Source organism: Nonomuraea sp. LP-02, assembly GCF_036289125.1.
Taxonomy (GTDB): domain Bacteria; phylum Actinomycetota; class Actinomycetes; order Streptosporangiales; family Streptosporangiaceae; genus Nonomuraea; species Nonomuraea bangladeshensis.
Map to the genome: position 1 here is coordinate 4,509,273 of NZ_JAXCLK010000001.1, position 21,982 is coordinate 4,531,254.

The window sequence follows — 21,982 nt, forward strand, 5'->3', positions numbered from 1 at the left end:
CTCCCCGGGCCGGGTTCCCTTGCGATTGTGGAGTCACCGTCATGGCCATGCCCCTGCACAGCGTCACCGACCGCGCCCAGCTCGCCCCCGCCCCCGAGCGCCCGCGCCGGGTGCTGATCTCGTCCGACACCTACCCTCCCGACGTCAACGGCGCCGCCTACTTCACCCACCGCCTGGCCACCGGCCTCGCCGCGCGCGGCAACGAGGTGCACGTGGTCTGCCAGTCGGAGCACGGCCCGGCCAGCGCCGACGTCGTGGACGGCGTCATCGTGCACCGGCTGCGCTCGGCGCCGCTGCTGGTGCACCCGACCATGCGCGTCACCGTTCCGGCCAGGCTGGACCGGCTGGTCGCCGACATCAACCCGGACGTGCTGCACACGCAGGGCCACTTCGTGGTCGGCCGGGCCGCCATCGCCGCCGCCCGGCGGGCCGGTGTCCCCGTCGTGGCCACCAACCACTTCATGCCCGACAACCTCTTCCAGTTCGCCCACATCCCCGACCGGCTGCGGGCAGGGGCGGGCCGGCTGGCCTGGCGCGACTTCAGCCGCATCTTCAACCGGGCCGACCACGTCACCACGCCCACCCCGCTGGCCGCGCGGCTCCTCGCCGACCAGGGGTTCGCGCGGGAGGTGGAGCCGGTGTCCTGCGGCATCGACCTGAGCAGGTTCCACCCGCACGCCGAGCCCAAGGCGTGGGCGCGCAAGCTGTTCGGCCTGCCCGACCGGCCGACCGTGCTGTTCGTCGGCCGCCTGGACGAGGAGAAGCGGATCGACGAGCTGGTCCGGGCGCTGCCGCTCGTGCTCAACGAGACCGACGCCCAGGTGGCGCTGGTCGGCAAGGGCAACCAGCGGGCCGAGCTGGAACGGCTGGCCGCCAGGATCGGGGTCGGCGACCGGGTGTTCTTCCTCGGCTTCGTGCCCGACGAGAACATGCCGCAGGCGTACGCCGCCGCCGACGTCTTCGCCATGCCCGGCATCGCCGAGCTGCAGAGCATCGCGACGCTGGAGGCCATGGCGACCGGCCTGCCCGTGGTGGCGGCCGACGCGATGGCGCTGCCGCACCTGGTGGTCTGCAACGGCCACCTGTTCCAGCCGGGCGACGTGGTCGAGCTGGCCCGCCACCTGACCCGCGTCCTCGCCGACGACGAGCTGCGCGCCAGGTACGGCAAGGCCAGCAGGGAGCTCGCCCTCACCCACGACGACCAGGCGTCGCTGGCCCGGTTCGAGGCGATCTACGATGAGGTGGCGCGTTGATCCCTCGGTGGAGCCTGTGGGCCACGGCCGGTGGCACGGCCGTCTCGGCGGCGGCGCTCACCTGGACCGAGCTCACCCTGCCCGCCCAGCCGCTGATCAGCGACTACGCGCTGGTCGCCGGCGGGCTGGTGCCGGTGCTCGTCGGGATGCTGGCGCTCGCGGGAGCGTGCCTGAGCCTGGCGTACGGGCTGGTCGTGGCCGACCCGGCGCGCACCGCGGCCACCCGGGTGCTGCTGCTGGCCGGGGCCGCCGGGCTGATGCTGAGCGCGGTCTTCCCCACCGATCCCGGCTCCTCCCAGGTCGGTACGCTCGCCGGGGAGATCCACCGCTGGGCGGCCGCCGTGGTGTTCACCTCGCTGCCGGTCGCCGGCTGGACGTTCGCCAGGGGCCGGGCGGGGGCCGCCCGCTGGAACGCGGTGCGGGCGATGAGCGTGACCGCGGCGCTGACGCTGGCGGCGTACCTGGCCGCGCATCCGGCCACCGTCACCTCGCCGCTGATCAACGGGGTCGCCTACTACGGGCCGCTGGAGCGGGCCGTGGTGCTGGCCGAGATGGTGCTTCTCGTGACGATGGCGGTGGCCGCGGCCTCCCGCCGGGTCTCCTCGAACGCCGCGGCCACACCCACCGCGACCGCGCCCACAACGACCGGGCCCACCGCGACCGGGCCCGCCGAGAGCGCGCCCGCTCATCCCGCGCCCGCCGGATCCGCGCCCGCCGGAACCGCGTCCGCCGAGGACGCGCCCGAGCTGGCCGCCTGAGGGCGGGCACGCTTCGGCCGCCGCCGAAGGATCGCGCTCCTAGCGTGGACCGTATGCACATCACCCGTCACGCCGAAGCCCTGGCGGTGCTCGCCGACCCCCGGTACGTGCCGCCGCCCGTGCGCCAGGACGCCCCCGAGGGGACGCTGGCCTGGCTGCGCGCCCACGTCTCGCGGTTCAGCGCCGGCCCGGAGCATGCCGAGCGCCGCCGCCGCGTCGTCGAGCGGCTGGCCGCCCTGGACCCCGTACACCTGCGCGCCGCCGCCAGGAGCGCCACCCTGGAGCACCCCGGCGAGTGGCGGGGCGTGCCGACGCGGGTGCTCGGGGCCGCGCTCGGCGTCGCCGACACCGCGCCGGTCGCCGCCGCGGCGGCCGGATACCTGTCGGGTGAGCAGAGCCCGCAGGCGGACGCCGCCGTCGCCGCCCTCCTGGACCAGGCCGACCTGCCGGCCGTCACCCTGCTGCTCCAGGCGCACGCCGCCACCGAGGCGCTGATCGCCGGCGCCCTGCCGCGGCTCGCCGGGCACGACGACGTGGAGGCGGTGCTGCGCGAGACGCTCCGGCACGATCCGCCGCTCGAGGTCACCCGCAGGCTGGACCTCCGCAGCGGCGAGGAGGTGACCCTCGACCTGGTGGCCGCCAACCGCGACCCGGACGTCTTCCCCGATCCCGGCCGGTTCGACCCGGCGCGCGGCGAGGTGCCGCAGCTGACGTTCGGCGCCGGGGTTCGTCCCTGCCCGGCGCCCGCGTACGCGCTCGCGCTGGCCGCCGGCGTGCTGGAGGGGCTGCGGGAGGGTGAGCGCCCGTGAGCTTCCGCGACCTGCACCGTCCGGGCGAGCCCTTCCTGCTGCCGAACGCCTGGGACTACGGCTCGGCCGCCGCCCTGGCCGCGCTGGGCTTCCCCGCGATCGGCACCACGAGCCTCGGCGTGGCGGCCGTGCACGGCCGGCCGGACGCGGCCGGCGTCACCCGCGCCGAGACCGTCGAGCTGGCCGAGACGATCAAGGACCTCGGCGTGCTCGTCACCGTGGACATCGAGGGCGGCTTCAGCGACGACCCGGCCCAGGTGTCGGACCTGGTGGCGAGCCTGGCCGCGCTGGGCGTGGCGGGCGTGAACCTCGAGGACGGCCGGCCGGACGGCACCCTGCGCCCGATCGGGCTGCACCAGGAGATCATCGAGGCGGCGAAGGGGCACGGCGTGTTCGTCAACGCCCGTACCGACACCTGCTGGCTGCGGACGGGCGGCACGCTGGAGCGGGTGCGGGCGTACGCGCACGCCGACGGCGTCTTCGTGCCCGGCCTGACCGGACTGGACGCGATCGCCGAGGTGGCGGCGGCCACGCCGCTGCCGCTCAACGTGCTCCTCCAGCCGGACGGCCCCACGATGGCCGAGCTCGCCGCGGCAGGGGTGGCCCGGGTGAGCACGGGCTCGCTGCTCTACCGGGCCGCCCTCCAGGGGGCGCTGGCGACGGCGCTCGCCGCCGAGGGCAGGCCCGCGCCCCGCGTCCCGACGTACGAGGAGACGGCCGCGCTGCTGCCGAAAACTGGATAATCGAAGCATGCGCTTCCAGATCCTGGGGCCCACCACGGTGCTGGGCGAGGACGGCGAGCCCGTCGCGCTCGGCGGCCCCCGGGTACGGGCGCTGCTCACGCTGCTGGCCCTGCACGCCGGCCGCGTCGTCGCCGCGGACCGGCTCGCCGCCGGCCTGTACGGCCCCGAGCCGCCCGAGGGCGTGGCCAACGCGCTGCAGTCCCAGGTGTCCCGGCTGCGCCGGGCGCTCGGCAGGGATCTGGTCGAGTTCCATCCGGCGGGCTACCGGCTGGCCGCCGAGCCGTCGGACGTGGACGCCCACCGCTTCGAGCGACTGGCGGCGGCCGGCCGTCAGGCCCTCGCGGCCGGCGATCCCGGCCGTGCCGCCGGGCTGCTGCGCGAGGCGCTGGAGCTGTGGCGGGGCGCGCCGCTGGCCGACGCCCCGCACGCGGAGGACGCGGCGAGCGCGCTGGAGGAGCTGCGTCTCGCCGCGACGGAGGACCGGGTGCAGGCCGACCTGGACCTCGGCCGGCACCGGGAGCTCGCCGCCGAGCTGCGCGGCCTCGTCGCCGCCCATCCGCTGCGCGAGCGGCCGCGCGCCCAGCTCATGCGGGCGCTCTACGGCAGCGGCCGCCAGGCGGAGGCGCTGACCGTCTACGACGAGGCCAGGAAGATCCTCGACGAGGAGCTGGGCGTCGCGCCCGGCCCCGAGCTGGCCGCCGCGCACCTGGCCGTGCTGCGGGCCGACCCCGCGCTCGGCGCGCCCGCTCCCGCCGCCCCGCAGCGGCAGGGGTTGCCCGCGCAGCTCACCAGCTTCGTCGGCCGGGACCGGGAGCTGGCCCAGGTGAGCGCGCGGCTGCGGGCCGGCCGGCTGGTCACGCTGATCGGCCCTGGCGGGGCGGGCAAGACGCGGCTCGCGGTCGAGGCGTCCGGGCAGGAGCCGCAGGATGTCTGCTTCGTCCCGCTCGCCCCGGTCACCGAGGGCGCGGACGTGCCCGCCGCGGTGCTGGCCGCGCTCGACGTCCGCGACGCCCTGCGCCCCGCCGCCGACCGGCCGGTGGATCCGCTCACCCGCCTCGCGACCGCGCTCGCCGGGCGCGAGCTGCTGCTCGTGCTGGACAACTGCGAGCACCTGGTCGAGGCGACCGCCGAGCTGACCGATCTGCTGCTGGCCTCCTGCCCCGGCCTGCGGGTGCTGGTCACCGGGCGGGAGGCCCTGGGCATCACCGGCGAGTCGATCCTCCCGGTCGCGCCGCTGCGGCTGCCGCCGGCCGAGGCCGTCGATCCGCTGGACTATCCGGCGGTGCGGCTGTTCGCCGACCGGGCCGGTGCGGTGGCCCCCGGTTTCGCCGTGGACGCGGTCAACGCGGCGCACGTCGTACGCATCTGCCGGGCGCTCGACGGGCTGCCGCTGGCGATCGAGCTGGCCGCGGCGCGGCTGCGGACGATGTCGGTGGCCGACGTGGCGGCGCGGCTGGACGACCGGTTCCGGCTGCTGGCCCGCGGCAGCCGTACGGCGCTGCCCCGCCACCAGACGCTGCGCGCGGTCGTGGCCTGGAGCTGGGACCTGCTGGACGCCGACGAGCAGCGCATGGCCCGGCGCTTCAGCGTATTCGTGGGCGGGGCGCGCCCCGAGACGGCCGAGCGGGTGTGCGGGCTGCCGGAGGAGGTGCTGTTCTCCCTGGCGGAGAAGTCGCTGGTGGAGCGGGTCGGCGGGCGCTACCGGATGCTGGCGACGATCCAGGCGTTCTGCGCGGAGCGGTTGGCCGAGTCCGGCGAGGTGGCGGCGGCCCGCGACGCCCACGCCGCCTGCTGCCTGGACCTCGTGCTCGCCGCCGACGAGCGGCTGCGCACCCACGAGCAGCTGGAGTGGCTGGCCCGCCTCGACGAGGAGAGCGACGACGTCAACGCCGCCCTGCGCTGGGCCACCGAGACCGGCCAGGTCGGGACGGCGCTGCGGCTGCTCGCGCACTGCGCCTGCTACTGGTGGATGCGCGGCCACCGCGTCACCAGCGCCGACCTCGCGGCCACGCTGCTGCTCAAGCTCGGCGCGGCCGTCCCCGAGGGGCTGGAGGAGGAGTACGTGACGTGCGGGGTCGTCACCGCCTGGCGGGGCGAGGTCGGCGACGAGGTGCGCGACCTGATCGTCCACTCGCGCACGCTGCTGCCGTGGAACCACATACCGCGCCGGGTGGAGTTCCTGATGATGCTGCTGTCGATGTACAACGGGCCGCGCGGCGACTTCGAGCAGGCCTATCTCGACGTCCAGCGGACCATGGTCGGGCTCGCGCCCTGGCCGCGGGCGCTGGCGTACGCGGGGGCGGCCTTCGTGCTGCAGGTGCTCGGCCGGATGGAGGAGGCGGCGGGCCACTTCCACGAGAGCCTGGCCAGGTTCAAGGCCATCGGCGAGCGCTGGGGCACGGTGCTGGTGCTGTCCGGGCTCGGCACGCTCCACCAGGAGCAGGGGGACTACGCGACGGCGTACGCGCTGGCGGGCGAGTCGCTGGCGATCGCCCGCGAGCTGAAGGCCACGACGGAGATCGCCGAGTCGCTGTGCCGGCGCGGCGACGCCCTGCAGGGCCTGGGCCGGCCGGAGGAGGCGCGGGCCGGCTACCTGCCGGCCGCCGAGCTGGCCGGCCGCAACGGCTCGGTCGAGATCCTGGCCTGGGCGCTTCTCGGGCTCGCCGAGGTGGAGCTGCGCGGCGGCGCCCCCGAGCAGGCGCGCGGCCTGCTGCTGCGGGCCCGTGCGGAATGCCCGGACGACTGGTACAGCACGGCCGACACCCGCGCCCGCATCGCGGCGGCGCTGACCGAGCTCGACGGTCAGGTCAGCGGAGCGGTCAGCGACCGGTAGGCCCGCGGTCAGGGGCTCCCGTCACGCTGACCGGCATGACGAACAAATGGTGGTGCCTGGCCGTCGCCTGCCTGGCCACTCTGCTGCTCTCCCTGGACCTCACGGTCCTGCACCTGGCACTCCCCCGGCTGACCGCCGACCTCGGCGCGAGCTCGACCCAGCTCCTCTGGATCGGCGACGTGTACGGCTTCGCCCTCGCCGGCCTGCTGGTCACCATGGGCAACCTCGGCGATCGCATCGGCCGCAAGCGGCTGCTGCTGATCGGCGCTGCCGCGTTCGGCGCGGCCTCGGCGCTCACCGCGTACGCGCCGAGTCCGGAGCTGCTGATCGCGGCCCGCGCGCTGCTCGGCGTGGCCGGTGCGACGATCATGCCGTCCACGCTGTCGATCGTCAGGAACGTCTTCACCGAGCCGGGCGAGCGCACCGCGGCCGTCGGCATCTGGAGCGGGATGAGCGCGGCGGGCTTCGCCGTCGGCCCGGTCGTCGGCGGGCTGCTGCTGGACCACTTCTGGTGGGGCTCGGTGTTCCTGATGAACGTGCCGATCATGCTGCTCATCCTGGTCGGCGGCGCGCTCGTGCTGCCCGAGTCGCGCAACCCGGCGGCGGGCCCACTCGACCTCATCAGCGCGGCCCTGTCGATGGCCGGGGTGATCGCGGTCGTCTACGCGATCAAGGAGGCCGGGCACCAGGGCCTGGGGCACGGGAACGTGCTGGTCGCGGGGGCGGGCGGGGTGGCGCTGCTGGGCCTGTTCGCCTGGCGGCAGACGCGGCTGCCCGAGCCGCTGATCGACGTGCGGCTCTTCGCCCGGCGGGCGTTCAGCGCGTCCATCGTGACGAACCTGCTGGCGATCTTCGCCATGTCGGCCATGCTGCTGATGTTCGCCTGGTATCTGCAGCTCGTGCTGGGCTGGTCGCCGCTGCAGGCGGGGCTGGCGCAGCTCCCGGGCGGGCTGAGCGGCGCGGTCGGCGGCGTGCTCGCGGCCGGGCTGATCCGGCGGATCGGCCGGGCCGGCGTGGTCGCGCTGGGCCTGGCCATGAACGCGGGCGCGTTCCTCTACTACACCACGCTCGGCCTGGAGCTGACCTACCTGACGCTGCTGCCCGCCATGGTGATCGGCGGCGTGGGCATCGGTTTCGCCTTCACCGTGAACAACGACAACGTGCTGGCCACCGCGCCCAGGGAGCGTGCCGGGGCGGCGGCCGCGGTGTCGGAGACGGCGTTCGAGCTGGGGGCGGCGCTCGGCATCGCGATCCTCGGTACCGTGCTCACCAGCGCCTACCGGGCCAACCTGGAGCTGCCCGCCGGGGTCGCCGGGGCGGCCGGGGAGTCGATCGCGGGGGCCGCCCATGCGGCCGCCACGCTGCCCGCCGAGCAGGCCGGGGCGCTCATGCGGGCGGCGCGGGAGGCGTTCCTCGCCGGTCTGCACATGACGTCGCTGGTCGCCGCCGTGCTGCTGGCCGCGGTCGCGGTGCTGGCGCTGGTGGGCCTGCGCGGCGTTCCGAAGGAGATCCCGGAGGAGGTGCTGACCGCCCGCGCCTGAGCCGCGGAGGTCACGGGAGGGGCTTCGTCGGGCAGGGGCGGCTGGTGGTCGGGGTGAGGCCGTCCCAGCGGGTGCCGATCATGCGGGCCACGCCCTCGACGGTCTCGATGCCCGCCCCGTCCCCCGGCTGCAGGTCGGACTGCACCGACAGCAGCAGGTCCCGTCCCGGCCCGGCGATCCTGCCGTAGCTGCTGACGGCCCAGGTGCCGTGGACGAACGGGCGCGGCGTCGAGCCGTTCTTGAGCGCCACCCGGTCGCCGCGCCGCGCCGCCGCGCTGACGCCCCACGACTGGTCCTCCTGGACCCGTCCCATCAGGCCGAGCACCAGGTCCCGGTCCGCGGCGCTCAGGCCGCCGCCGCCTTTGACCAGCACCTTCAGCAGCCGGACGCGGTCGGACGGGCTGCTGGTGGTGCCGCTCCAGTTGGCGCCAGGCCCCGGCGTGGTGTGGCTCAGCCCGATCCGCCGGTAGAACGCGCTCACCGCGCCGCTCCCGCCGATCCGCGACCACATGGCGTCGGCGGCGCGGTCGTCGCTCTTCCTGATCATGCGCTCGGCCAGGTGGCGCTCGTCCTTGCCGAGCCTGCCCGCGCGGCGGGCCAGCAGCGCCATGACGATGTCCACCTTGGCGCCGCCGGCCGTGACGAGCTCGTCCCGCTGCCGGCCGTACCCCAGCGTGATCCCGCTGACCAGGTCGTGGACCGCGTAGACGATCCGGCCGGGGCGGTGGAAGAGGTAGCGGGCGATGTCGCTGACGAGCCGGGCCCGGGCCAGGCGCCCGGCCCGTACGTCGGGAAAGCTCATGACGCAGCGGGCGACCGCGGCGGCGGGCGGCCCGGCGGGCAGGACCTGCCGGCTCCCGCAACCGCCGGCCAGCAGCATCATCCCGACACAGGCGACAAGCCTCGCACGCACCTCGCGACCCCCACTTTTGGTGGCATCGGGGGTCGCCAGGCATCATGCCCGAGAGGTCAGGAGTCGAATCCCAGCCCCATCCTGTCGAGCGTGCGCAGCCACAGGTTGCGCTTGCCCTGGTGCTGGTCGGCCTGGGCGATCGACCAGCGGGTGACCTGGATGACGCCCGAGCGCACCGGCTCCGGCGGGAACGGGATCGGCTTCTCCTTCACCATGCGCAGCTCGGTCCGCTCGGTCGGCTCGCCGGACAGCAGGTCGAGCATGACGTTCGCGCCGAAGCGGGTGGCGCCCACGCCCATGCCCGTGTAGCCGACGCCGTAGGCCAGCCGCCCGCCGTGGGCCTGGCCGTAGAAGGCGCTGAAGCGGCTGCAGGTGTCGATCACGCCGCCCCACCGGTGGGTGAAGCGCACCTCGTCGAGCTGCGGGAAGGTGTCGTAGAAGTGCTGGGCGAGGGTCACGAACGTCTCGTCGCGCTGGTCGTACTCGGGCTTGACCAGGCCGCCGTTGTAGTAGACGGCGTCGTAGCCGCCCCACAGGATCCGGTTGTCGTCGGTCAGGCGGTAGTAGTGGAAGCGGTTGCCCGAGTCGCCCACGCCCTGCCGGTTGCGCCAGCCGACCTCGGCGAGCTGGTCGCCGGTCAGCGGCTCGGTCATCAGCGCGTAGTCGTAGACGGGGACCACGAAGTGCTTGAGCCGGCGCAGCAGCGGCGGGAAGACGCCGGTGCCGAGCGCCACCTTGGCGGCGCTGACCCCGCCGTACGGGGTGCGCAGCTCGATGCGGACGCCGTCGTCGCGCAGCGAGCGCACCGGGGAGCGCTCGTGCACCCGCACCCCGGCCCGCAGGCACGCCTCGCGCAGCCCCCACGCCAGCCGCGCCGGGTCGAGCATCGCGCAGCCGCTGCGCTCCCAGAGCCCGCCGAGGTAGGTGGGCGAGTTCACCTCCGCCCGCACCTGCTCCTGGTCCAGGGGCACGTAGTCGAGCCCCAGGTCGGAGATCAGGTCCAGGTGCTCGCCCAGCGCGTCGAGCTGCCAGGGCTCGGTGGCCACGTGCAGCTCGCCGGTGCGTTCGAAGGAGCAGTCGACGCCGTAGCGCTCCAGCGTGGCCTCGATCTCGTCGAGGTTCTCCACGCCCATGCGCTCCAGGCGCCCGATGTCGTCCGGCCACCGCTCCAGGCCGTTGGCCAGGCCGTGGGTGAGGGTCGCCATGCAGAACCCGCCGTTGCGGCCGGTGGCCGCCCAGCCGATCCGGCGGCCTTCCAGCAGGACGACGTCCAGTGAGGGGTCGCGTTCCTTGGCCATCAGTGCGGTCCACAGACCGGAGAAACCGCCGCCGACGACGGCCAGGTCGGCGGTGGTGTGATCGGTGAGCCGCGGTCGCGGCTCGGGTCTGGCCGGGCTGTCCAGCCAGTACGGCTTGCGCTCCGCGTCAGCAAGCGCCTTCAGCGGATCCACAAATCCCACTTCCCTACGAAGGTCAGGTGTTTCAGTTGCGGCGCCGCGCCGCGATCGCGTTGCCGATCGCGATCAGCACCCCTATGCCGAAGATCAGCGTACCCATGACGTTCACCTGGGGCGGGATTCCCGTCTTCACGGCGCCCACGATCCACAGCGGGAACGTCACGGTCGAGCCGTTGACGAAGCTGGTGACCACGTAGTCGTCGATCGACAGCGCGAACGACAACATCGCCCCCGCCGCCACGCCCGGCATGATCGACGGCAGCGTGACCTGCCGGAACGTGCCCCACGCGGACGCCCCGAGGTCCCTCGCGGCCTCCTCCAGCGACGGGTCGAGCCCGACGACCCGCGCCCGCACGGTGACGACCACGAAGGACAGCGAGAACAGCACGTGCGCGACGATGATCGTGACGGAGTCGCGCGGCACGTTCCCCGAGACGAACAGCGACAGCAGCGAGGCGCCCATGACCAGCTCGGGCGTGGAGATCGCGGCGAAGACGAGGAAGTTCGTCGCGCCGAGGCCGCGGAACCGGTGCCGGCCGAGCGCGAGGCCCAGCATGGTACCGATCACGACCGTGACGGCCGTGCTGGCCACCGCGATGACCAGCGTGTTCGTCAGGGCCGTGGTCAGGTCGGCGATCTCGAACAGCTCGCCGTACCAGCGGAGGGTGAACCCCTGCCAGGTGGTGTTGGACTTGCTCTGCTTGTCGTTGAAGCCGAACAGGATCATCACCGCGATCGGCGACGACAGCCACACGATGACGAGCCAGGTCCAGATGTGCAGCAGCCGGTCGCCGGTGCGGGTGCCCCTCATCGGGCCGCCGCCTCAAGGACGTTCTCCGTGCCGAGCACGCGGGCGTAGACGAAGATCCCCACGAGCAGCACCCCCATCAACGTGAACGACAGCGCCGAGGCCGTCGGGTAGTCGAGGTTGGTGAGGTACTCGGTCTGGATGATGTTGCCGATCATGGTGTTGGCGGTGCCGCCGAGGATGGCCGCGTTGACCGGGTCCGCCGTGGCGGGCACGAACGTCATCAGCACCCCGGCGAACACGCCGGGCAGCGACAGCGGCAGCACCACCCGGCGGAAGGCCGCGGCGCGGGTCGCGTAGAGGTCCTGGGCCGCCTCCACCACGCGCGGGTCCACGCGCTCCAGCGCCACGTAGATCGGCAGGATCATGAACGGCAGCCAGTTGTAGGTCAGGCCGCCCACCACCGCGAACGTGGTGGCCAGCACGTGGAAGTCGGCGGGCAGCAGCCCCCATCCCTTCAGCGTGCCGAACAGGATGCCGTTGTCCGCCAGCAGGAAGTTCCACGAGATCGTCCGCAGCACGAACGACACGAAGAACGGCAGCAGGAGCAGGAACAGGTAGACCGACTTGCGCCGGCCGCCCTTGAAGGCGATCCAGTACGCCACCGGGTACCCGATGACCAGCATCGCCACCGTCGCCATCCCGCCGTAGAGCAGGGACCGGACGAACTGGGTGCTGTAGCGGCCGAGGGCGTCGGTGTAGTTGGAGACGGCGAACGTCATCGCGTAGCCGTCGATGGCGTTGCCGGTCTGCAGCGACACCGACGCCATGGCCGCCATGGGCACGACCAGGAAGATCGCCAGCCACATCCAGCCCGGCAGCGCCAGCAGGTAGGGGGTGAGCCGCCGCATCGTCTACGCCTGGGTGACGGACTGGAAGATCGGGTTGAAGATCTGCTGCTGCTGGTTGTCGAGCGGCGTGTAGCCGCGCAGCCGGGCGTAGTCGGCCTCGGTCGGGAACATGAGCGGGCTGTCGGCCATCTGCTCCAGCGCCTTCTTGTCCTCGCCCTGGGCGGACTTCGCCTTCTCCCGCAGCAGGTCCTGCACCGCCGGGACCGGGGTGACGAACTGGATGAACTCATCCAGTTCGGCGGCCACGGCCGGCTGGTAGAGGTAGTCCATCAGCATCAGCGCGTCCAGCGGGTTGGCGGCGCCCTTGGGGATGAGCATGTTGTCGGTCCAGATCGTGCCGCCCTCCTCGGGCACCACGAACTTGACCGGCTCACCCGCGAGCTGGCGCTGGAAGACGTCGCCCGACCAGGCCATGGTGATCCAGATGTCGCCCTTGGCCACGGCGTCGATGTAGCTCTGGTCGTAGTACTTGCGCACCAGGCCGTTGTCGCGCTGCTCCTTGAGCTTCTCGCCGGCCTTCTTCCAGTCGGCCTCGGTCGACTTCTCCGGGTCGATGCCGAGGGCGAACATCCCGAAGTTGCCGATCTCCTGCGCGTCGGCCATCATGCCGACCCGGCCCTTGTACTTCGGGTCGAACAGCGCCTGGATGCTGGTGATGTCGTCCTTGACGTACTTCGTGTTGTATGCGATCCCGGTCACGCCCGAGGTGTAGGGGACGGTGTACTTGTTGCCGGGGTCGTAGGCGCGTTCCTTGTACTTCTGGCCGGCGTTGGCCGCGAAGTTCGGCAGCTTGGAGTGGTCGAGCGGCACGCAGTAGCCCAGCTCGATCATGTGCTGGAGCTGGATGCCGTTGGTCATGACGACGATGTCGTAGCCCAGCGGCTGGCCGGCGCGGAGCACGGGGTCGGCCTTGCCGAAGAAGTCCGCGTTCTCCTGGATGACTTCTTTGTACTCGTAGGAGATGCCGGTGTCCTTGGCGAACTTCTCCAGCGGCGCCTTGTCCTCGGGCATGTACTCCGGCCAGTTGGCGAAGATCACCTTGCCGTGCTTGGTCTGCTTGGACCAGAAGTCCTGGACCTCGTCGGCCTTGGGCGGCGCGGCCTTCTGGCCCTGCACGCCGCAGGCGGCGAGCGCGAGACCGGCGGCCGACAGGCCCGCGAGCCGGAACGCCTCACGGCGCGGCAGTCCGTGGCGAGGGAGGGGGAGACGGGGGTTCATGGCCTGCTATCAACTTCCAATCACGTACGAGTGCTGCGCCTGCCAGGACAGCCACACGGAGTCGCCCCGCTCCGCCGTGGCCGTCGCGTCGTGGGCGTTCTGCTGGAACACCGTCATCTCGGCCCCGTCGGCGAGACGCACGGCATAACTGTTGTAGGTGCCGAGGTAGACCACCTCGGAGACGGTGCCGGCCAGCGCGCTGAGGCCCGCCTCCGGCGCGTCCGTGCCGATGGTGATCTTCTCGGGGCGTACGGTGACCGTCACCTCGCCCTCCTTGCCGGGCACCAGCACCCGGCCGTCGCCGATCGGCAGCTCGCCCGCCCTGGCGGTCCCGGTCAGCAGGTTGGAGGTCCCGATGAAGCCGGCCACGAAGGGCGTCGCCGGCCGCTCGTAGATCTCCCGCGGCCCGCCGAGCTGCTCGACCAGGCCGTCGTTCATGACCGCGATGCGGTCGCTCATGGTCAGCGCCTCGTTCTGGTCGTGCGTCACGTACACGAACGTGATGCCGACCTCGCGCTGGATGCGCTTGAGCTCGATCTGCATGGCCTGGCGCAGCTTGAGGTCGAGCGCGCCGAGCGGCTCGTCGAGCAGCAGCGCCCGCGGCCGGTTGACCAGCGCCCTGGCCAGCGCCACCCGCTGCTGCTGGCCGCCGGACATCTCGCGCGGCCGGCGCTTCTCCCTGCCGACCAGGTCGACGATCTCCAGGATGTCGCCGACCCGCCGCCGGATCTCCTCCTGCGGGGTCTTGCGCTGTTTCAGCCCGAAGGCCACGTTGTCCCAGACGCTCATGTGCGGGAAGAGCGCGTAGGACTGGAAGACCATGTTGACGTCCCGCTTGTTGGGCGGGACGTTCGTGACGTCCTGGCCGTGCAGCTTGACCAGGCCCTTGGACGGCGCCTCGAAGCCGGCGATCATCCGCATGGTCGTGGTCTTGCCGCAGCCGGAGGGGCCGAGGAGGGAGAAGAACTCCCCCTCCTCGATGTCCAGCGAGACGCCCTTGACGGCACGGACGAGCTCGCCGTGCGCGTGATATTCCTTGACGACGTCCTCAAGCTCGATGGCGCTGGTCATCAGCGCTATTCACCGATGTAGTGCATGACGTGCTTGACCCTCGTGTAGTCGTGCAGGCCGAAGACCGACAGGTCCTTGCCGTAGCCGGAGTGCTTGAAGCCGCCGTGCGGCATCTCGGAGACGAACGGGATGTGCGTGTTGACCCAGACGACCCCGAAGTCGAGGCGGTTGGACATCCGCATCGCGCGGCCGTGGTCGGAGGTCCAGACCGAGCCGCTCAGGCCATACCTGACGTCGTTGGCCTTGGCCAGCGCGTCGGCCTCGTCGGTGAAGGTCTGGACGGTGATGACCGGGCCGAAGACCTCGTTCTGCACCATCTCGTCGTCCTGACGGAGACCGTCCACGACGGTGGGGGCGAAGAAGTAGCCCTGGTCGCCGACGCGGTGGCCGCCGGTGAGGACCTTGGCGTGCGCCGGCACCCGGTCGATGAAGCCCTGGACGCGGGTGAGCTGGTTCTCGTTGTTGAGCGGGCCGTAGAGCGCGTCCTCGTTCGACAGGTCGCCGGTGACGGTGGCGGCCGCGGCCTCGGTCAGCGCGGCCACGAACTCGTCGTGCACGCTCTCCTGCACGAGCACCCGGCAGGCGGCCGTGCAGTCCTGGCCGGCGTTGTAGAGGCCGGCCGTGGCGATGTCGGCGGCGGCCTTGGCGAGGTCCTTGACGTCCTCGAAGACCACGACCGGGGCCTTGCCGCCGAGCTCCAGGTGCACCCGCTTGAGGTCGTCGGCGGCGCTCTTGGCGACCGACATGCCCGCGCCGACCGAGCCGGTGATCGCGACCATGGACGCGGTCGGGTGGCCGACGACGAGGGCGCCGGTCTCACGGTCGCCGGTGACGACGTTGAAGACGCCGGCGGGCAGCACCTCGCCGAGGATCTCGGCGAGCTTGAGCGTGGAGACCGGGGTGGTGTCGGACGGCTTGAGCACGATCGTGTTGCCCGCCGCGAGCGCCGGGGCGATCTTCCAGACCGCCATCATCATCGGGTAGTTCCAGGGCGTGACCTGGCCGATGACGCCGATCGGCTCGTGCCGGATGACGCTCGTGTGCTCGGCGAGGAACTCACCGGCCGTCGGGCCCTCCAGCGTGCGGGCCGCGCCCGCGAAGAAGCGGAAGTGGTCGGCGGCGACCGGGGTCTCGTCCTCGGCCATGCGGGCGCGCGGCTTGCCGGTGTTGCGGCACTCGGCCTCGTTGATCTCGTCGGCCCGCGCCTCGATGGCGTCGGCGACCTTCAGCAGCAGGTTGGCCCGCTCGCCCGGTGTGGTCCTGCCCCACGAGTCGAACGCGGCAGCCGCGGCGGCATAGGCGGCGTCGACGTCCTCGATGCCGGAGACCGGGGCCTGGACGTACGCCTCGCCCGTGCAGGGATCGATGATGTCGGAGAATCGGCCGCTCTTGGCGTCCACGAACTCCCCGTTGACGAAGTTCTGCAGACGGGTGGTCAAGGTTGACCTCCTCGTGAGGTGGCTGAAGATGCCGCGACTCTTACAGAGTGGAAGCATCCGGACAAGGGATTTCGTGGTGAAGATACCAAATTGCTACGAATTCGCTTGACAGACCGCCAGGAACTGACAACATGTCGCACCAGGACGGCAATCAAGCGGGAACGCCCCCGTAACGCCGGACCGCTAGGAGGATTCCCTTCGATGACGTCGCCGCCCCGCGTCCGCCGCAGCAATCCGGCCCAGGGTCCCGTCGTGCTCGACGAGCTGTCCAAGCAGATCATCGAGCAGCTCCAAGCGGACGGGCGGATGCCGTACGCGGCCATCGGCAAGGCAGTCGGGCTCTCCGAGGCCGCCGTGCGCCAGCGCGTGCAGCGGTTACAGGAGGCCGGGGTCATGCAGATCGTCGCGGTCACCGACCCCCTCACCCTGGGCTTCCCCCGGCAGGCGATGATCGGGGTCAACTGCGAGGGCGACCTGGACTCGGTCGCCGACGAGCTGGCCGCGATCGAGGAGATCGACTACGTCGTGCTCACCGCGGGCTCGTTCGACGTCATCGTCGAGGTGGTGTGCGAGGGCGACAGTCACCTGCTGGAGATCCTCAGCAAGATCCGCGCCATCCCCGCCGTGCGGGCCACGGAGTCGTTCGTGTACCTGAAGCTGCGCAAACAGTCCTACTCCTGGGGCACACGCTGACCCAGGCGGGCCACCGCGCGGACGGGAGCACCGTCCGCGCCGGCCAGCCTGATCGGGAACAGTGACACCTCGACCGGCCGGCCGCTCTCCTGTGCCCGGAGCAGGCGGCCGAGACCGGTCAGGTTCTCGGCGATGACCGCGTGCGCGCCGCACAGCACCCGGTGGGCGGGGAAGTCGGCGGCCGGCGTGGGGTCCACGCTCAGCGCGTCGATACCGACCGTACGGACGCCCCGCTCCACGAGCAGCTCCGCCGCCTCCTCCGACAGGTAGGGGTGCTCCAGGTAGGCGGCGCTCCCCCAGTGCGCCGACCAGCCGGTGGCGACCAGCACGATCGTGCCCGCGCGCACCTCGCGGAAGGCCGCCGCGCCGATGCCCGACCGGGGCGCGAGGCCCCGGGCGTCCACCACCGTCGCCGGGCCGGCGAACCGGTCGAGCGGCAGGTCGTCCAGGGTGGGCAGCGCGTCGCCGAAATGGTACGGCGCGTCCACGTGGGTGCCCGACTGGGAGCCCATGTGGACGGCAAGCACGTTGACGCCGTCGCGGGCCACGGTGAGCGCCGGGCCGATCGAGACCTCCGGGTCGCCCGGATAGACGGGCATCCCGGTCTCGACCGGCACCGACAGGTCGACGTATTCGGTCACGTCCGGCTCCCTCACGGGGCGACCGGCTCCGTGGCCGCCGCCGGCCGCGCGTCGATGATCGGCGGCACCGGGGTGTCGGCCGCGCGGACCAGGCGCGGACCCCGCGGCCCGTAGACCTCGCGCGGCTCGGGGAAGGCGGCCAGCAGCGCCAGGTAGAGCAGCGCGGCGACGGCCAGGCCGACGGGGAGCGAGATGTCCACGCCGCCGGCCAGCTCGCCGAGCGGGCCGACGAACTGCCCCGGCAGGTTGACGAACGACAACGCCAGCGCCGCCGAGGCCAGCCAGGCGGACATGCCCCGCCAGTTCCAGCCGTGGGTGAACCAGTAGCGGCCGCCGCGCTGGCGGCGGTTGAAGACCTGCAGGGCGTCGGCGTCGTACCAGCCGCGCCGCGTGACGTAGCCGAGCATCATGATCACCATCCACGGGGCGGTGCAGGTGATGATGAGCGTGGCGAACGTCGAGATGCTCTGCGTCAGGTTCGCGGCGAAGCGGCCGACGAAGATGAACACGATCGACAGCGTACCGATGAAGACCGTGGCCTGCACGCGGCTGAACCGCGGGAACACGCTGGAGAAGTCCAGGCCGGTGCCGTAGAGCGAGGTGCTGCCCGTGGACATGCCGCCGATGAGCGCGATCAGGCAGACCGGGACGAAGTACCAGGCGGGGGAGATCGCCAGCAGGCCGCCGACGTAGTTGGGGGCGGCCGGGTCCACGTACTGCGCCGCCTTGGACGCGATGATCGAGGCGGTGGACAGGCCGAAGAGGAACGGCAGGATCGTGGCGATCTGCGACATGAACGCCGCCGTCATCACCCGCCGGCGCGGCGTGTCCGCCGGGATGTAACGCGACCAGTCGCCGAGGAAGGCGCCGAAGGAGACCGGGTTCGACAGCACGATGAGCGCCGCGCCGATGAACGACGGCCAGAACAGCGGGTCACCCGCCGCGAGCGTGCCCGGGTAGGACGGGTCGAAGTCGCCGGCGAAGGCGAAGATCCCCAGCACGAACAGCAGCGACGCCGCCGCCACCGCGATCTTGTTGACGAACAGCATGAAGCGGAAGCCGTACACGCAGACGACCAGGACGAGAGCGGCGAAGATGCCGTACGCGACCGCGTACGACGCGTCGACGTCCGGCAGCCCGACCAGCCGGTGCGCGCCGCCCACGAGCGCGTCTCCCGACGACCACACCGAGATCGAGAAGAACGCGATCGCGGTCAGCAGCGACAGGAACGAGCCCACGACCCGCCCGTGCACGCCCAGGTGGGCCGAGGACGACACGGCGTTGTTGGTGCCGTTGAGCGGCCCGAACAGCGACAGCGGCGCCAGGATCATCGACCCCACCACCAGCCCGAGCACGGTCGCGGCCAGGCCCTGCCAGAACGACAGGCCGAACAGGATGGGGAAGGCCCCGAGCACGCAGGTCGCGAACGTGTTCGCGCCGCCGAAGGCCACCCGGAACAGGTCGAGCGGGCGCGCCGTCCGGTCGGCGTCGGGGATGCGCTCGACCCCGTAGGTCTCGATCTCGGTGAGGGTGTTGCTCATGTCTGCTTCTCCTGCCGCAACGCCAGCAAGCTGACGAGGTCGTAGGCCACGTGGGAGGCGGCGACCGAAGTGATCTCCGCGTGGTCGTAGGCCGGGGCCACCTCGACGACGTCGGCCCCGATCAGGTCGCAACCGGCGAGCCCGCGCAGGATCTCCAGCAGCTCGCGGCTGGTGAGCCCGCCGGCCTCCGGGGTGCCGGTGCCGGGAGCGTGGGCGGGGTCGAGCACGTCGATGTCGACCGAGACGTACAGCGGGCGCCCGCCGATGCGCTGCCGCAGCACGTCGATCACCTCGTCCAGGCCGCGCCGCAGCACGTCGGCGGCGGTCAGGATGCCGAACCCGAGCCGCCGGTCGTCCTCTAGGTCCTTCTTGCCGTACAGGGGGCCGCGGGTGCCGACGTGGCTCAGCGCCTCGGTGTCGACCAGCCCCTCCTCCACCGCCCGCCGGAACGGCGTGCCGTGCGTGTACTCCGCGCCGAAGTAGGTGTCCCAGGTGTCGAGGTGCGCGTCGAAGTGCAGCACCGCGAGCGGGCCGTGCTTCCTCGCGGCGGCCCGCAGCAGCGGCAGCGCGATGGTGTGGTCGCCGCCGATGGTGACGAGCCGGGCGTCGATCGAGCCCGCCGCCTCCTCGATCGCCCCGACGGCCGCGCCGATGTCGAACGGGTTCGCCGCGATGTCACCGGCGTCGGCCACCTGCACCTGCTCGAACGGCGACACGTCGAGCCCCGGGTGGTACGGCCGCAGCAGCCGGGAGGCCTCCCGGACGGCGGCGGGACCGAACCTGGCCCCCGGCCGGTAGGACACGCCGCTGTCGAACGGCACGCCCACGACCGCGACGTCGGCCCGCTCCACCTGGTCGAGGCGGGGCAGGCGGGCGAAGGTGGCGGGCCCGGCGAATCGCGGGACCCGGGAGGAGTCGACGGGGCCGATAGTCATGCCGACAGTGTTCGTCATGCCTCTGACCTGCGGCAATTGTAGTGGCCACGAAGTATTACGGTGTGTGTTGTGCCGGAACACAAACGCCCGGTTCCGGAACGCCGGGACCACAAGATCACCGTCGAGGACCTCCTCCGCTCGCCGGCCCTGCAGCTCCGGCTCCTGGCCGGCGAGGCGGGCCTGTCCCGGTCGGTGTCCTGGGCGCACGTCAGCGAGCTCGACGACCCGACGCCCTGGCTGCTCGGCGCCGAGGTCATCCTGACGACCGGGCTCGGCCTGCCCCGCTCGGCCGCCCGGCAGCGCGCCTACCTGCGCCGCCTCGACGACGCCGGCGTCTCCGCGCTCGCCCTGTCCGCCGGGCTCCACGTCCCGCCGCTGCACCCGGCCTTCTTCGAGACGGCCGAGGAGCGGGGCATCCCGGTGCTGGAGGTGCCGCTGGCGGTGCCGTTCATCGCGATCTCGCAGGAGGTGGCGGCGGCGCTGCAGGAGGACGCCGACCACCGCCTGGGCGCACAGCTCCAGGTCTTCGGCGCGCTGCGCTGGCTCGCCGCCGAGGACCTCGACACCGCGACCCTCTTCAAACGCCTCGAACGGCTGTCCGGCTACGACGTCCACCTGTGCACGCCGCAGGGCCGGCCGCTGCTCAAGGGGGTGCCGGTGCCGCCCAGCCTGGACGTCCTGCCCGCCGAGCCGGACGCGCCGCCCACCATCCCCGGCGGCTTCGCCCTGCCGGTCTCCGCCCCGGGCGGCCCCGCCGGCTTCCTCGTCGCCTTCGAACGCGAGGGCGCCCGCCCGGCCGGGCTCGCCGTCGTCCAGCACATCGCCACAGTGGCGGCGCTGCAGGTGGCGATGGCCCGCAACGAACGCGAGACGCTCCGCCGCGAGGGCGCCGAGACGCTGGCCGAGCTGCTCCAGGACGTGCTGGACCCGCCGGCCGCCCGCCGCCGCCTGACCCGCCTCGGCCTCGACGCCGACCTGGTCCTGCTGGTCGTCCGCGACGCCCCCGACGACGCCCTGCGCCGCGCCCTGGACGAACTGCCCCATCTGATGCTGCGCCGCGGCGACGACCACTATGTGCTGGGCCCGCCCGCGGCCGGCCCCGTCGCCGCCACCGTCCCGGACGCCCGCGCCGGGGCGAGCCGCCCGTTCCCGGCCGGCGCCTCACTGCGCCTGCCGCAACGCGAGGCCGTCTGGGCCGCCTCGCACGCCGCCGAATCCGGCAAGCCCCTGGTCCACTACGGGGAGGACACCACGGGCCGCTGGCTCCCCGACGACCCGGCGACCCTGCGCGCCCTGGTGGACCACGTGCTCGGCGAGGTCGTGGCCTACGACGCCGCCCACGACTCGCGCCTGCTGGCGACCGTACGGGTGTGGATGGAGCACAACCGGCACACGGACGACGCCGCCGCGGCCCTGCACATCCACCCCAACACGCTGTCCTACCGGCTGCGCCGCTTCGCCGCGCTCACCGACCGCGACCTCTCGTCAAGCGGCGCCTTCGCCGAGGTCTGGCTCGCCCTCCGCGCCGCCCGCCAACTCGGCCTCTTCGGCTAGGACACGCGGGGTCAGTCAAAGAGGTCCTCCGCTGACTCGATGGTGAGCGCCCGCAGCACCCAGGCGTCGAGGGTGTCCTCGTCGGTGCAGGCGAGGATCTGCCCCCGCATCTTGTCGGGCACCGGAATTCCGCGTCCCTGAAGAATCAGGATGATGGCATTCGCCTCGCCCTCGGCCTTCCCCTCGACCTTCCCCTCGGCCTTCCCCTCGAGCTTCCCCCTGGCGAACAGGCTCTCGGCGTACTCGCCCATGTACGGATACGTCATCGCCTTCATCCTTTTTTCCCACTCTTTCTGTGCGTCACCTTCCAGTGACACAGTGATGTAGCGAGCGTACCGCTCGGCGATTTTCGGATCGAGGTAGTCCAGCGCCTTCTCCACCGCGGAGATGACGGCCTCGAAGCGGGGATCCTCGCTCTGGATGACGGCGGACATGACCGCCAGCCCGATGTTCTCCCTGGCGCGCTCGACGTCCGTGATGACGGGCGTGTTGCCCGAGTGGATGACCAGGGGCGTCAGTTCGAGGCCGGGGTGCCCGGTCTCGATGACCCGCAGCGCCCATCGCGCGACCTTGCGCTTGGGGCAGATGACGATTAAGCACACCGGGCATTTCTCGCGGGAGCGGAAGTTCGCGATGTACTCCAGCCAGGAGTAGGGCTTCTCCTTGTCGAGGCCGCGCTGCGTCTCGACGATGATGCCGAACTTGTCCTCCCCATCGCCGTAGAGCAGGGCGCCGTCGGCCCGGCACACCGCCGGGTCCGCCTCCGAGAGGTCGGGCGAGGCGAGGCGGCCCTCGCCCGACTTCGGGATGGGCAGGTCGAACAGCGCGAGCAGCATCTGTCGGGTGTGATCCGGTTCGAAGGTCGCGACCTTGGTCAGACCTTCGTGTTGCGACGTGACCATGCCGCGAACATTACTACTCGCG

Annotated in this window: 19 protein-coding genes; 8 read left to right on the forward strand and 11 right to left on the reverse strand. The window is 72.4% G+C overall.

The window, feature by feature from the left end:
• Positions 1-41: 41 nt before the first annotated feature.
• The 6 genes from SMD20_RS20890 to SMD20_RS20915 are packed head-to-tail and all read left to right on the forward strand — an operon-like array spanning position 42 to position 7,937.
• Positions 42-1,253 (forward strand): glycosyltransferase, encoded by a 1,212-nt coding sequence (locus SMD20_RS20890; protein WP_442942490.1) that lies wholly within the window; start codon positions 42-44, stop codon positions 1,251-1,253.
• Positions 1,250-2,011: a DUF998 domain-containing protein gene (locus SMD20_RS20895; protein WP_329583669.1), complete on the forward strand. Its 762-nt coding sequence runs from the start codon at positions 1,250-1,252 to the stop codon at positions 2,009-2,011. The genes SMD20_RS20890 and SMD20_RS20895 overlap by 4 nt, the downstream gene beginning before the upstream one ends.
• A gap of 53 nt (positions 2,012-2,064) precedes the next feature.
• Positions 2,065-2,820 carry a cytochrome P450 gene (locus SMD20_RS20900; protein ID WP_329583671.1) on the forward strand — a complete coding sequence of 252 codons (756 nt, stop codon included), beginning with the start codon at positions 2,065-2,067 and terminating at the stop codon, positions 2,818-2,820.
• Complete coding sequence (locus tag SMD20_RS20905; protein ID WP_329583674.1) at positions 2,817-3,563, forward strand: isocitrate lyase/PEP mutase family protein; 747 nt, start codon at positions 2,817-2,819, stop codon at positions 3,561-3,563. The genes SMD20_RS20900 and SMD20_RS20905 overlap by 4 nt, the downstream gene beginning before the upstream one ends.
• Positions 3,564-3,570: 7 nt before the next feature.
• Entirely contained in the window at positions 3,571-6,396 is a 2,826-nt protein-coding gene (locus SMD20_RS20910) for a BTAD domain-containing putative transcriptional regulator (RefSeq protein ID WP_329583676.1), read from the forward strand.
• 35 nt (positions 6,397-6,431) lie between these two features.
• A complete protein-coding gene (locus tag SMD20_RS20915) occupies positions 6,432-7,937 on the forward strand; it encodes an MFS transporter (protein ID WP_329583679.1) in 1,506 nt (501 codons plus the stop codon).
• Positions 7,938-7,947: 10 nt separating this feature from the next.
• Here SMD20_RS20915 and SMD20_RS20920 read toward each other — a convergent pair whose 3' ends face one another.
• Genes SMD20_RS20920 through SMD20_RS20950 form a run of 7 tightly spaced genes read right to left on the reverse strand, consistent with a single transcriptional unit; the run spans position 7,948 to position 15,694 of the window.
• Entirely contained in the window at positions 7,948-8,850 is a 903-nt protein-coding gene (locus SMD20_RS20920) for a serine hydrolase (protein WP_329583687.1), read from the reverse strand.
• Between the two features lie 56 nt (positions 8,851-8,906).
• On the reverse strand, positions 8,907-10,301 hold the full coding sequence (locus tag SMD20_RS20925) for an NAD(P)/FAD-dependent oxidoreductase (protein ID WP_329583690.1): 1,395 nt from the start codon (positions 10,299-10,301) through the stop codon (positions 8,907-8,909).
• A gap of 31 nt (positions 10,302-10,332) precedes the next feature.
• Positions 10,333-11,118, reverse strand: coding sequence for an ABC transporter permease (locus tag SMD20_RS20930; RefSeq protein WP_329583692.1), 786 nt, complete (start codon positions 11,116-11,118; stop codon positions 10,333-10,335).
• The gene (locus SMD20_RS20935) at positions 11,115-11,966 is read right to left on the reverse strand and encodes an ABC transporter permease (RefSeq protein WP_329583698.1); all 852 of its coding nucleotides are present in this window, start codon (positions 11,964-11,966) and stop codon (positions 11,115-11,117) included. The genes SMD20_RS20930 and SMD20_RS20935 overlap by 4 nt, the downstream gene beginning before the upstream one ends.
• 3 nt (positions 11,967-11,969) lie before the next feature.
• Positions 11,970-13,184 carry an ABC transporter substrate-binding protein gene (locus SMD20_RS20940; RefSeq protein ID WP_329583700.1) on the reverse strand — a complete coding sequence of 405 codons (1,215 nt, stop codon included), beginning with the start codon at positions 13,182-13,184 and terminating at the stop codon, positions 11,970-11,972.
• A 9-nt stretch (positions 13,185-13,193) separates the two neighbouring features.
• Positions 13,194-14,255, reverse strand: coding sequence for an ABC transporter ATP-binding protein (locus SMD20_RS20945; RefSeq protein WP_329583702.1), 1,062 nt, complete (start codon positions 14,253-14,255; stop codon positions 13,194-13,196).
• A gap of 5 nt (positions 14,256-14,260) precedes the next feature.
• On the reverse strand, positions 14,261-15,694 hold the full coding sequence (locus SMD20_RS20950) for a gamma-aminobutyraldehyde dehydrogenase (protein WP_329583705.1): 1,434 nt from the start codon (positions 15,692-15,694) through the stop codon (positions 14,261-14,263).
• A 201-nt stretch (positions 15,695-15,895) separates the two neighbouring features.
• On the opposite strand from SMD20_RS20950, the gene SMD20_RS20955 reads away from it, so the two are divergent.
• A complete protein-coding gene (locus SMD20_RS20955) occupies positions 15,896-16,387 on the forward strand; it encodes an Lrp/AsnC family transcriptional regulator (RefSeq protein WP_329583708.1) in 492 nt (163 codons plus the stop codon).
• Here the strand turns inward: SMD20_RS20955 and SMD20_RS20960 are convergent.
• Genes SMD20_RS20960 through speB form a run of 3 tightly spaced genes read right to left on the reverse strand, consistent with a single transcriptional unit; the run spans position 16,366 to position 19,504 of the window.
• Positions 16,366-17,028 (reverse strand): cyclase family protein, encoded by a 663-nt coding sequence (locus tag SMD20_RS20960; protein WP_329583711.1) that lies wholly within the window; start codon positions 17,026-17,028, stop codon positions 16,366-16,368. The genes SMD20_RS20955 and SMD20_RS20960 overlap by 22 nt on opposite strands.
• 11 nt (positions 17,029-17,039) lie before the next feature.
• Complete coding sequence (locus SMD20_RS20965; protein ID WP_329583713.1) at positions 17,040-18,569, reverse strand: purine-cytosine permease family protein; 1,530 nt, start codon at positions 18,567-18,569, stop codon at positions 17,040-17,042.
• Complete coding sequence (speB, locus tag SMD20_RS20970; RefSeq protein WP_329583716.1) at positions 18,566-19,504, reverse strand: agmatinase; 939 nt, start codon at positions 19,502-19,504, stop codon at positions 18,566-18,568. The genes SMD20_RS20965 and speB overlap by 4 nt, the downstream gene beginning before the upstream one ends.
• 69 nt (positions 19,505-19,573) lie before the next feature.
• Here speB and SMD20_RS20975 point away from each other — a divergent pair, with 69 nt between their 5' ends.
• Positions 19,574-21,058, forward strand: coding sequence for a PucR family transcriptional regulator (locus SMD20_RS20975; RefSeq protein WP_329583719.1), 1,485 nt, complete (start codon positions 19,574-19,576; stop codon positions 21,056-21,058).
• 11 nt (positions 21,059-21,069) lie between these two features.
• Here SMD20_RS20975 and SMD20_RS20980 read toward each other — a convergent pair whose 3' ends face one another.
• A complete protein-coding gene (locus tag SMD20_RS20980; RefSeq protein WP_329583721.1) occupies positions 21,070-21,960 on the reverse strand; it encodes a hypothetical protein in 891 nt (296 codons plus the stop codon).
• Between the last annotated feature and the right edge of the window lie 22 nt (positions 21,961-21,982).